This is a genomic window from Polaribacter sp. OB-PA-B3, from assembly GCF_054589375.1.
In genome coordinates, this window is the sequence record NZ_BAAIIX010000002.1 from 547,804 (window position 1) to 560,101 (window position 12,298).

Consider the following 12,298-nt stretch of genomic DNA (forward strand, 5'->3'; position numbering starts at 1 on the left):
AACAAAATAAACAAGTTCTAAACTATATCAAATTATTAATTTAGAAAAAAATTTAAATCATGAAACAACTAACCTATTTCCTCTTTTTATTTACATGCATTTTAAGTGCACAAACTAACCCAAAATGGCTAAGACATTCTTCTATTTCGCCAGATGGTTCTAAAATTGCTTTTACATATAAAGGCGATTTATATACAGTAGCAAGTGCTGGCGGAACAGCGCAACAACTTACTTTTCATAGTGCACATGATTTTATGGCTACTTGGAGTAAAGACGGATCTAAAATTGCTTTTGCATCTAATAGATATGGTAATTTTGACATTTTTGTAATGAATGCAAATGGTGGAACCGCAAAAAGATTAACTTTTCATTCTAATAATGAAACTCCGTACAGCTTTACATCAGACAATAAAAATGTAGTTTTTGGGGCTTTAAGGCAAGATGATGTTCGTCATAGACAATATCCGCACGGTTCTCAAACAGAACTTTATAGCGTCCCCGTAAAAGCTGGTAAAATACAGCAATTGTTAACTATTCCGGCAGAATACACACAATTCTCTAAAGATGGTAAAACAATGCTTTATCAAGATAAAAAAGGAGGCGAAAACGAATGGAGAAAACATCATACATCTTCTATTACGAGAGATATTTGGGTTTATAATACCAAAACTCAAAAGCATAAAATGATTACTACAAATACAGCAGAAGATAGACAACCTGTATTTTCTTCGGATGAAAAAAGCATGTATTTTTTAAGTGAAAGAAACGGAACATTTAATGTATTTAAGTCTACGTTAGAAAACGGAGATTCAGCAGAACAAATTACAAATTTTAAAACACATCCTGTTCGTTTTTTAAGTATTGCAAATGATATACTTTCTTTTGGTTACGATGGTGAAACTTACACATTAAAAGAAGGTGAAAAACCTAAAAAAGTTGCCATTACAATTACTACTCAAGATAAAGAGAATACAGATAAATATATTTCTGTAAATGGCGGAATTAATGAAATGGCAGTTTCACCAAATGGTAAAGAAATTGCTTTTATTGCTCGTGGTGAAGTATTTGTAACTTCTGTTGATAAAACTTTTACTAAAAGATTAACCAACACACCAGAAAACGAACGCTTTGTAAATTGGAGTTCAGATGGTAAATCTGTAATTTATTCTAGTGAAAGAAACGGTAAATGGAGCGTTTTTAAAACTGAAAAAATACGAAAAGAAGAACCTTTCTTTTATGCAGCAACACTTATTAAAGAAACTACTTTAATAGATAACAAAAAAGATAATTATTTAGCACAATACTCTCCAGACGGTAAGAAAATTGCTTTTATTGAAGGAAGAAGAACTTTAAAAATTTTAGATGTAAAATCTAAAAAAGAAGTTACACTTTTAACACCAAAAGATTTATTTCATATGAGAGATGGTGATAAGAATTTTACTTGGAGTCCGGATAGTAAATGGTTACTTGTAGATTGGTCTAAAACCCTAAATAATGGCGAAATATTATTAATGGCAGCCGATGGTTCTAAACGAGTAAATTTAAATGAAAGCGGTTATTACGATTCGAACCCTAAATGGGTAAATAATGGTAAACAAATGATTTGGTTTAGCAATAGAAACGGATTAAAATCTTACGCAACAAGTGGTAGTTCTCAAAGCGATGTTTATAGCATGTTTTTTACTCAAGATGCCTGGGACGAATTTAATTTAAGTGATGAAGATTATAAATTAATGAAAGCTATTAAAGAAGAAGAAAAGAAAAATTCTAGCAAAAAGAAAGAAAAAGAGACCAAGAAAAAAGATACTGATAAGAAAGATAAAAAAGAAGTTAAACCTTTAACCTTCGATTGGGATAATTTAAAAGATAGAACAAAGAGACTAACAATTCATTCTTCTCGTTTAGGTGATGCTGTTCTTTCTAAAGATGGCGATAAACTTTATTATTTATCTAGTTTTGAAGGTCGTTCTAATTTATGGACTACAAATTTAAGAACCAAAGAAACTAAAATGCTAATGAAGTTAAATGTTGGTTATGGTAGCTTAACTTGGGATAAAGAAATGAATAATCTTTATTTACTTAGCAGCGGTAGAATTACGAAATTAAATCCAAGTACAAACAAACAAACAAAAACCAGTTAGTATTAATGGTGAAATAAAGTTTGATGAAATTGCTGAAAAGCAAGCAATGTTTGATCATGTTTGGCTAAGAACAAATGCTGTTTTTTATCACTCAAATTTCCACGGAAAAGACTGGAAAAAATTAAAAAAAGAATATCAAAAATACTTACCATACATTGGCAATGAGTTCGAGTTTTCTGAAATGTTATCAGAATTATTAGGGGAATTAAATGTATCTCATTCTGGTGCTGGATTTAGAGGAAATAATATTAAAAATGCAGATGCTACAGCATCTTTAGGTATTTTTATGAATAACAAATTTAAAGATGATGGTATTTTAATCGATGAAATTATAAAAGGCGGTCCTTTAGATAAAGCTAAATTTAATATTAAAGCTGGTATGGTTATCAAAAAAATAAATGGCGAATTAATTGATAAAAATACAGATGTTGCCAAATATTTAAATCGTACCGCAAATAAATTTATGTTGTTAGAAATAGAAAATCCATCTACAAATAAATCACAAACAATAACAGTTAAACCTATAACATTAGGACAAGAAAATAGGTTATTATATAAAAGATGGGTAAAAATAAATGAAAAACAAGTAGAAAAAGAAAGTAATGGCCAATTAGGTTATGTTCATATTCCTGGTATGAGCGACGGACCATACAGAAGTATCTACCAAGATATGATGGGTAAATATTTGGATAAAAAAGGTGTAATAATTGATACTCGATTTAATGGCGGTGGAGATTTAGTTGCAGATTTAGCAATGTTTTTTACGGGTGTACCATTTTTAACATATGAAACAGAGGCAAAAGTTGTAGGTGGCGAGCCAACGTCTAGATGGACAAAGCCAACTTTATCAATATTTAATGAGAGTATGTATTCAGACGGACATTGTTATGCTTCTGGTTATACAGATTTAAAAATTGGTAAAACAGTTGGTATGCCTGTACCTGGAACTTGTAGTTTTGCAGGTTGGGAAACTTTACCTAATGGAAGTTATTGGGGAATTGTACCTGTATCTGCTAAAAATAAAGCAGGCGAATGGATGGAAAACAACCAAACAGAACCTACAATAAAAGTTAAAAATATGCCGGGTAAGATAGACAATGGTATCGATGAACAATTGATAAGATCTATTCGAGAATTATTAAAAGATGTAGAATAAAACTAAAGAAAATGCGAAGAGAAATCTTCGCATTTTTTATTTTAACTTACCAAATAAATCATCTTTAATTTTTGGTAATTGTAAATGATATTTTACAGAAATTGCTCTTATAGTTATTATTACCAGAGCTGCTATTATAAAAATAAATTTCTCAGGTAAAGTTGAAAATTTAAAAAGTAATAAATATATTATTCCGCCTGCTAAACAAGCAGAAGCGTATATCTCTTTTTCGAAAATTAATGGAACTTTATTTGTTAAAACGTCTCTTAAAACACCTCCAAAAACTGCAGAAATCATTCCCATTATTAAAGCTATTATTGGGTGTAAATTAAAAGAAAGTCCTTTTTGTAAACCTAATAAAGTAAATACACTTATACCAATTGTATCAAACAAAAACATGGTTCTACTTAAAAAAGCAATCTTGCTTTTAAATAAAAAGGTAAATACTACTGCAGTAAAAATTACATACAAATAATTTAAATCTGCAATCCAATTTATAGGATGCGCGTTTATTAAAACATCTCTTAACATTCCGCCACCAACAGCAGTTACAAATGCAATTATAATTACACCAAATAAATCGAACTTTTTATCAGAAGCTACCAAGGCACCACTTACAGCAAAAGCAAAGGTTCCTAAAATATCTAATAGATAAACAACATCCATTTTAAACGCTAACTTCTGTAAACTTAATATTTAATTCTTTTTGAATTTGATGCACTTTATCTAATTCATTTGAAAGAATAAAAGCCAAAGATGTACCTGTTTTTCCTGCTCTTGCAGTTCTACCACTTCTGTGTGTATAATATTCTAATTGTTCTGGTAATTGATGATGAATTACAAACTCTAATCCACTAACATCGATACCACGAGCAGAAACATCTGTAGAAACTAAATATTGTAAATTTTCTTTTTTGAAAGCACGCATCACTTTATCACGTTCTTTCTGTTGCATATCACCTTCTAAAGCGCCTGCAGAAAAACCTTCTTCTATTAAAAAGTTTGCAAGGTTTTGCGCACCTGCTTTAGTTCTACAAAATATAATACCTCTTTGCGTACCTCTTTTTTCTAAAAACGTAACAATATCATCTGCTTTCGTTTTTAAAGTAGTTTTTACGTATTGATGTCTAATATTTGCATTGACCAAAGCATTTTTGTTTACTTCGATTCTTGGCGCATTAGCATCCATATACGTTTTAATAATACGTTTAATTTCTTCTGGCATTGTAGCAGAGAATAACCAAGTATTACGATTACTTTGAGAAGAAAATTTTAAAATTCTATTCAAATCTTGTTTAAAACCCATACTCAACATTTCATCAGCTTCATCTAAAACAACGGTTTTTACATGACTAATGTCTATATCTCCTCTTTCTATTAAATCGATTAATCTACCAGGTGTTGCAACAACAATATGTGTAGTTCTTTTTAAATTATTGATTTGTCTGTCAATTTTTTCTCCACCAAAAACAGCTTCTACAAAAATTTTATCTTCATTAAATTTCGTAAACTTAAAAAGTTGTTTTTTTATTTGCTGAACCAACTCTCTAGTTGGTGACAAAATTAACGTTTGAATATGATCAGATTTCGCATCTATATGATGTAGAATAGGCAATCCAAAAGCTGCAGTTTTACCTGTACCAGTTTGTGCCAAACCAATAAAATCTGTTTTCGATTTTATTAATACTGGTATTGCTTTTTCTTGAATTTCTGTTGGATTAGAAATACCTAATTCTTTAATCGATTTTATATATGCAGGTTTAATACCTAATTCTGAAAATGATGCCATTTTGTCTCTAAATTTTGTGCAAAGATACTTTTATTTAACAGGTTGTAATACTTTTAGAACATTTTCTCTAATTCTAGAAGGTTTATAGCTTTTAGCATCTAACATTCCCCAAACAGTTTTAGCTTTTACAAGTAACATATTGTTTTTATAAAACTCCATTAAACGCTCAGATTTAAAACCTTTGGTTTCACCAACCCAAGTTTTTACAGTAATTACATCGCCAATTACTGCTTGTTTTAAATATTCAATTTCGTGCTTAATTACAACCCAAACATATTCTGGTAAAGGATTATTTTTAGTTAAATACGCCCAATGTTCAAAAGCAACTTTATCCATCCATTTTACATAAACCACGTTATTAACATGGTTTAAATCGTCAATATCTTTAGAAGTCACTGTAATATTTAATTCAAAAATATCTTTCATCTATTAATTTTCTACAAAATTAAAACATTAATAATTCTATAACAATAAAAGTGGTTTCATTTTCTATTTAAATACCGTAATTTGCAACTTCTTCTATGAACAAACTAGCAAACGAATTAGGTACAGAAAAAATTAGCAAATTGCTTTTAAAACAAGCAGTTCCTGCAACTATTGGTATTTTAGTAATGTCTTTAAACATGATTGTTGATACTATTTTTGTAGGACAATGGATTGGTGTTTTGGCTATAGCTGCCATAACAGTGGTTTTACCAATAGCCTTTTTAATATCTTCTATCGGTATGGGAATTGGTATTGGAGGAAGCTCTATCATTTCGAGAGCATTAGGCGCTAATAATACCGAAAAGGCTTTTTTAACCTTCGGAAATCAAATTTGTTTGACTGTAATTTTAGCCATACTATTTGTTGTATTAGGAAATGTTTTTAGCATTCCTATTTTAGATTTATTCGGAGCTAAAGGTGAAATTTTACCAATTGCATCAGAATATTTTAGTGTTATTATTTATGGTGTTCCTTTTTTAGCATTTGCGATGATGGGAAACCCAACAATTCGTGCTGAAGGAAAACCAAAATTTGCTATGTATGCAATGATGGTTCCGGCAGTTTTAAATGTAGTTTTAGATATTTTATTTATAAAATACTTTAATTGGGGAATGTGGGGCGCTGGTTTGGCAACTTCTCTTTCTTATGCCAGTTGTGGTTTGTATATTTTGTATTTCTTTATATCATCTAAAAGTGAATTAAAAATTATACCAAAAAACTTTAAACTGAACTTCGATATTGTAAAAGAAATTGCCCAATTAGGTAGTATTTCTATTGTAAGGCAAGGTGCAGTAAGTGTTTTAATGATTGTTTTGAATTACTCGCTTTTTACTTATGGCGATGAAATTTCAATAGCTGTTTTTGGTATTATTAATAGAGTTATGATGTTTGCCTTCTCTCCTATTTTAGGTGTTTCTCAAGGTTTTTTACCTGTAGCTGGATTTAATATTGGAGCAGAAAAAAATGAAAGAGTTAAAGAAACTATTAAAAAGTCTATTTATTTTGGTTCTATTATTGGAACCATCATATTTATTGCAGTTGCGATTTTTAAAGAACAAATAATTTGGATATTTACCGATGATGCTACTCTTTTAGATAAAACGCCAAGTGCAATGTTAATTGTGTTTTTAGTAACACCAGTTGTTGCCATGCAATTGATAGGTTCTGCTTATTTTCAGGCAGCTGGTAAAGCAATGCCCGCATTATTTCTTACGCTTTTAAAACAAGGGATTTCCTTAATTCCGTTAGCCTACATTTTGCCTAAATATTATGGTGTTCTTGGCGTTTGGTGGTCTTTTCCTATTGCTGATTTACTATCTACAATAATTACTGTTATAGTTCTAAAAAGAGAAATAGATAAAAATCTACAATAATGATTCTCCGTTTAAGTTTGTCGTCAAAATATCGCTAAATAAGTTAAAAAATGGTCGTAAAACTTTAAAACTCTTATCCACTTCTTCTATAAAATTTGGCGCTAGTACTTCTGCATCTGTAAAGTTTCTAGTTGCAATAAACCCTTTTTTTCTTAACAAGTTTACATCTGGATGTTCTTTATCAAAACCTCTCGGAGCCGTTTTTAATTCAGAAAAACTACCAAATTCTTTACCAAAATACTTTTGATAATTTTTATCTTTTAAAATATCTTTAATTTCTGATGCATCTAACTCTATTTCTTTACGAATTCTAAATAAATCTTCTTTATTTGGTTCCCAAAATCCGCCAGCTAAAAAAGATTCTCCTGGTCTTATTCTTAAAAAATAACCACCTCTTAACTCTTTACCTAATCTAGAAAAAGAATTTGCAAAATGAGCTTTATAGGGAGTTTTATCTTTCGAAAAGCGCACATCTCTATAAATACGCATCATTTTAGATTTCTCTATTTCATCGTGCTTTTGTAAGTTTATATGTATTTCTTCAAAGACTGCTTTTGCTTTTTTCTGCTCTAAAACATAGGTTTCCTTATGGTCTGTAAACCAATCTCTATTGTTGTTTTTTTGTAAGTCTTTTAAAAATTTTAAAGTAGATTTTTCGATCTGCATTTTATACATCTTTTAAAAGTTAAAATTACAAAATAGATTTGTAACTTCGAATTTGATATGTATCAAAAAATAAAAGATATTCAGAAAAGATATGATGGTTTTTTACAGACAAATAATCTGTGGAAAAACAATGATGTTTTTGAATTATATCAATTTAAAATACATAATAAATTTTCTAAAATAGATATTTTAATTGATGAAAAATTAAGATTAGGAAAATATATAGAACGTTTTGTTTCGTTTGAATTATCTCAAAACAAATCCATAGAAATACTAGCTGAAAATATTCAAATTCAAAGAAACAAAATTACACTTGGCGAGTTAGATTGCTTATTATTGAAAGATAAATCTCCGGTACATTTAGAAATTATATACAAGTTTTATCTTTTTGATGATAAAATTGGTAATACTGAAATTGAGCATTTTATTGGCCCGAATAGAAAAGATGCTTTAATAGAAAAATTATCTAAATTAAAAGACAAGCAATTGCCTATTTTACACACAAAAGAATGCAAAAACCTGCTAAACAATTTTAAAATAGAATTAAAAGATATTTCGCAACAAATTTATTTTAAAGCACAATTGTTTTTACCGATTTATAAAACTAATATCAATCTTAAATTATTAAACAAAAATTGTATCACTGGTTTCTATTGCAATTTAAAAGACTTACACCGGTTTAATAATTGTAAATTTTTTATTCCAATAAAAAAAGATTGGATAATTATACCACATAAAAATGTAGATTGGTTACAATTCTCTGACTTTAAAAAGGTGGTTACTCCTATTTTAGAAAGGCAATTTTCACCTTTATGTTGGCTAAAAAAAGAAAACGGAGAAATTGAAAAATTCTTTCTTGTTTGGTGGACATAAAAAAACTGAATGAAGTTAATCATTCAGTTTTGCTATGAAAGTAATTAAACTTTTGGCTTTTTAAAATATTTTAAAGGTACAAATAGCATTCCGAAACATTGGCTATCTTCTTTACCCATATTTTTGTGATGTATTTTATGAGCTTTTCTTAATCCTCTTAAATAATTATTATTGGTATTTTTAAACCATTTAAATCTTTGATGAATTAAAACATCGTGTACTAAAAAATAAGCCAAACCATAAAATAAAATGCCTAAGCCAATAAAAAATAAATAGGTATGTTCAGTATAGGTTCCAAAATAAAATAAAGCAATACTTGGTATTGCAAAAACCACAAAAAACGCATCATTTTTCTCGAATCCGCTGTATTTTGGTTGATGATGATCTTCATGTAAAAACCAACCGAAACCATGCATCACATATTTATGTGTACACCATGTGACACATTCCATAATTAAAAAAACCGCTAATGTTATAAGGGCATAAATCATTAAATAATATTTAATTTATATTTTACGTAACTTCTTGCTAATAAATTAATTTTCATAGGATTAGAAATTCTAATTCTAGAATCCATAATCTGTTCTGAAGGCACCTTTTTTAACTTTTTTAGTAACCTTCTGTAATATCTATAAGCTGTATAAACTCCGAATTTTGCTTCTACCGGTAATTTTAAAATTCCGTTGCTGTATGCATATTCAAAATCAGCTTCAATTTCATCAATAATTATTTGTTTAGACGCAGCATCTAATTTTCCTAAGTCAATATTAGGAAAATAAGAACGATTTAACGTTTCAAAATCATCCTTTAAATCTCGTAGAAAGTTTACTTTTTGAAAAGCAGACCCCAAACGCATTGCCGCATCTTTTAACTCTTCATATTTTTTATCATCTCCATCAACAAAAACTTTTAAACACATTAAACCAACTACATCTGCAGAACCATAAATATATTCATCATATTCTTGCTTAGTATTATAAGTAGTTTTATGTAAATCGGCTTTCATACTTTTTAAAAAAGCTTGCACCATTTCGTCTGGAATATTATACTTTTTTATGGTATGTTGAAAAGAATTTAAAATAGGATTTAAACTAATACCATGTTCTTTAGAAAGGTAATAATCTTTTTCGAAATGCTGCATTAAGTGTTCTTTATCATAATCATGAAAAGAATCTACAATTTCATCTGCAAAACGTACAAAACCATAAATATTGTATATGTCTTCTCTAATTTTTGGAGACAACATATTTACGGCAAGAGAAAATGATGTACTATATTTTTTAGTAACTAATTTGCTACAATCATTAGAAACACTATCAAATAATTCTTTCATTTTGTTATTGATTTTTAATTATTAGTTCTGTTGCTATTTTACCAGAAATTAATGCTGGCGGTACTCCAGGTCCAGGAACTGTTAACTGCCCTGTAAAATACAAATTTTTAACTTTACTACTCTTTATTTTTGGTCTTAAAAAAGCTGTTTGCAATAATGTGTTTGCCATACCATAAGCGTTTCCTTTATAAGAATTGTATTCTTTTTTAAAATCGTTAACGCAAAAAGACCTTTTAAATAATACGTATTTTTTAACCTCTTGGTTTGTTAATTCTTCGAATCTATCTAAAATTTTATGAAAATATTCTTCTCTTAAAGCTTCAGAATCTTCAATTCCGGGTGCTAAAGGAATCAGGAAAAAACCTGCTTCTTTACCTTCTGGTGCAGAAGTTTTATCTGTGATAGAAGTAAAATTGGCATAAAACAATGGGTCTGTTGGCCATTTTGGATTGTCATAAATTTCTTTTGCATGTAGCTCAAAATCGGTATCAAAAAATAAGGTGTGATGACTTACATTTTCTATTTTCTTATCAAAACCAACATAAAAAAGTAAAGATGACGGAGCAAAAGTTTTCTTACTCCAGTATTTTTCTGAATACTGCTTTACTTCTTTATTTAATAATGTTTCTGTATGATGATAATCTGCCCCACTTAAAACTAAATTTGTTTTAATTTCTTCACCATTTACAACTAAACCAGCAATTTCATTTTTACTATTTGTAACAATTTTATCGACATTTGCATTTACTTTAAACTCTACACCTAAACTAGTAGCTAAAGAAACCATACCTTCTACAACTTTATACATTCCGCCTCTAGGATGCCAAGTACCTAAACCAAAATCTGCATAATTCATAAAGTTATAAAATGCAGGAGTATCACTAGGTTTTGCGCCTAAAAACAGTACCGGAAATTCTAAAATTTTTATAAGTTTATTACTTTTTATATTTTTTCTTACTTGTTTAGAAATTGTAGAAAAAAATTGAGAAACTCTAGTTACAGTTTTAGTTGTTACCAATTCTAAAGGAGAAACACCCGGTTTATATACCAAATCTTTAATTGCGGTATCATAATTAGATTTGGCTGAACTGATAAAATTTCTTAAATGCTTTGCACTACCAGCCTCCTCATTTTCAAACATTTGATAAATCTCCTCTAAATTTTCAGAAATTTTTAACGAAGAATTTTCTCCAAAATATACTTCATATCCAGGATTTAATTTATCTAAGATGTAATAATCTGATGCTTTTTTACCAAAATCAGCAAAAAATCTTTCAAATACATCTGGCATCCAATACCAAGATGGTCCTAAATCAAAGGTAAAACCATCTTTTTTAAATTGTCTTGCTCTTCCTCCTAAAGTATCGTTTTTTTCTAAAACAGTTACATTATAACCCTCTTTAGCTAAGTAACATGAGGCCGCTAACGCAGAAAAACCAGAGCCAATAATATGTATATTTTTATTCATATCTATTTTTGTTTAACAAATATATAAAATTATTAAACATTTTAGATTATTAATTTATTTTTATATATCATTTAACACATCTGTAACAGTATTAAAAAATGATACGTTAAAATTATATGTATTGTGTTTAACTAATTCTGTTTTTCTACCTATTGCAACAAACTCATGCTTAGTACCTGATAAAATAGTTTCTAACTCTTTAAAATACTCTTCTACTTTATCATCATAAGGTTGAACAGTTAATGAGGTTACAAAACATAATTTCATTTCATGATTAAAAAAGATATTTAAATTATTTAAAGGTAAATTCTGCCCTAAATAAATAGTATTATATCCTTTATTAACAAGTTCAAAATTTAAATATAACAAACCTAATTCATGAATTTCATTTTCTGGTAAAAAAAGTACATATGTTTTTTCTGAAGATAAATTCTTTTGCTCTAAATTTTCTGTATTAATATGTATCTTTTGAGAAATTAAGTTTGATATAAAATGTTCATGCGCCGGTAATACAGTATCTGTTTGCCATAACAAACCAATGTAATTAAGGAAAGGAATAAAGATTTCTTTAAAAATTTCTTTAAAAGTTTTTACTTCTAGTAACCTATTGTAAGTTTCATTAAATAGAATTTTATCAAATTGGAGCATTGATAATTTAAAAGAATTTATAGCTTCGTCATTTAAACCTTCTTTAAAAGCAACATCTCTAGAATTTTGATAAATTTCTTCATCAGACATTTTTGCAATCTTAGAGATTTTAAAATTGTTTTTTGTTAGTAAAACAACATTTAATAACTTCTGTAAATTTTTATGAGAATAATACCTAATGTTAGTATTTGTTCTTTGTGGTTCTAGCAAATTATACCTTTTTTCCCAAATACGAATAGTATGCGCTTTGATACCAGATATATTTTCTAGGTCTTTAATCGTAAAGTCTTGCTTAATATTGTTCAATGTTTCTTGTTTATTATTCAACAAATGTAAAGAAATTTAAGTCAAAAAAATATTTTTTA

12 protein-coding genes are annotated in these 12,298 nt (G+C 28.5%); 4 read left to right on the forward strand and 8 right to left on the reverse strand.

What is annotated here, in order from left to right:
• Nucleotides 1–59 precede the first annotated feature (59 nt).
• Complete coding sequence (locus ACYPV9_RS06295; protein WP_459742390.1) at nt 60–2,141, forward strand: S41 family peptidase; 2,082 nt, start codon at nt 60–62, stop codon at nt 2,139–2,141.
• Nucleotides 2,142–2,187: 46 nt separating this feature from the next.
• Nucleotides 2,188–3,297: a S41 family peptidase gene (locus tag ACYPV9_RS06300; protein ID WP_459742392.1), complete on the forward strand. Its 1,110-nt coding sequence runs from the start codon at nt 2,188–2,190 to the stop codon at nt 3,295–3,297.
• A gap of 36 nt (nt 3,298–3,333) precedes the next feature.
• On the opposite strand, the gene ACYPV9_RS06305 is transcribed toward ACYPV9_RS06300, so the two are convergent.
• From ACYPV9_RS06305 to ACYPV9_RS06315, 3 genes are read right to left on the reverse strand one after another with little or no spacing between them, the layout of a single operon-like run.
• Complete coding sequence (locus ACYPV9_RS06305) at nt 3,334–3,963, reverse strand: trimeric intracellular cation channel family protein (protein ID WP_299059721.1); 630 nt, start codon at nt 3,961–3,963, stop codon at nt 3,334–3,336.
• Nucleotide 3,964: 1 nt separating this feature from the next.
• Nucleotides 3,965–5,086, reverse strand: coding sequence for a DEAD/DEAH box helicase (locus ACYPV9_RS06310; protein WP_299059719.1), 1,122 nt, complete (start codon nt 5,084–5,086; stop codon nt 3,965–3,967).
• Nucleotides 5,087–5,116: 30 nt separating this feature from the next.
• Nucleotides 5,117–5,512, reverse strand: a complete 396-nt coding sequence (locus tag ACYPV9_RS06315; RefSeq protein WP_299059717.1) for an acyl-CoA thioesterase — start codon at nt 5,510–5,512, stop codon at nt 5,117–5,119.
• Nucleotides 5,513–5,607: 95 nt separating this feature from the next.
• On the opposite strand from ACYPV9_RS06315, the gene ACYPV9_RS06320 reads away from it, so the two are divergent.
• On the forward strand, nt 5,608–6,945 hold the full coding sequence (locus ACYPV9_RS06320) for an MATE family efflux transporter (protein ID WP_459742396.1): 1,338 nt from the start codon (nt 5,608–5,610) through the stop codon (nt 6,943–6,945).
• Here the strand turns inward: ACYPV9_RS06320 and ACYPV9_RS06325 are convergent.
• A complete protein-coding gene (locus tag ACYPV9_RS06325) occupies nt 6,937–7,611 on the reverse strand; it encodes a DUF2461 domain-containing protein (protein ID WP_459742398.1) in 675 nt (224 codons plus the stop codon). The genes ACYPV9_RS06320 and ACYPV9_RS06325 overlap by 9 nt on opposite strands.
• A gap of 57 nt (nt 7,612–7,668) precedes the next feature.
• On the opposite strand from ACYPV9_RS06325, the gene ACYPV9_RS06330 reads away from it, so the two are divergent.
• Nucleotides 7,669–8,484 carry a DUF1853 family protein gene (locus ACYPV9_RS06330; protein ID WP_459742400.1) on the forward strand — a complete coding sequence of 272 codons (816 nt, stop codon included), beginning with the start codon at nt 7,669–7,671 and terminating at the stop codon, nt 8,482–8,484.
• A gap of 44 nt (nt 8,485–8,528) precedes the next feature.
• Here the strand turns inward: ACYPV9_RS06330 and ACYPV9_RS06335 are convergent, their stop codons facing one another.
• Genes ACYPV9_RS06335 through ACYPV9_RS06350 form a run of 4 tightly spaced genes read right to left on the reverse strand, consistent with a single transcriptional unit; the run spans nt 8,529 to nt 12,260 of the window.
• Nucleotides 8,529–8,975 (reverse strand): sterol desaturase family protein, encoded by a 447-nt coding sequence (locus ACYPV9_RS06335; protein ID WP_079736803.1) that lies wholly within the window; start codon nt 8,973–8,975, stop codon nt 8,529–8,531.
• A complete protein-coding gene (locus ACYPV9_RS06340) occupies nt 8,975–9,817 on the reverse strand; it encodes a phytoene/squalene synthase family protein (protein ID WP_459742403.1) in 843 nt (280 codons plus the stop codon). The genes ACYPV9_RS06335 and ACYPV9_RS06340 overlap by 1 nt, the downstream gene beginning before the upstream one ends.
• A gap of 4 nt (nt 9,818–9,821) precedes the next feature.
• Entirely contained in the window at nt 9,822–11,285 is a 1,464-nt protein-coding gene (locus ACYPV9_RS06345; protein WP_459742405.1) for a phytoene desaturase family protein, read from the reverse strand.
• Nucleotides 11,286–11,345: 60 nt separating this feature from the next.
• A complete protein-coding gene (locus tag ACYPV9_RS06350; protein WP_459742407.1) occupies nt 11,346–12,260 on the reverse strand; it encodes a MerR family transcriptional regulator in 915 nt (304 codons plus the stop codon).
• Between the last annotated feature and the right edge of the window lie 38 nt (nt 12,261–12,298).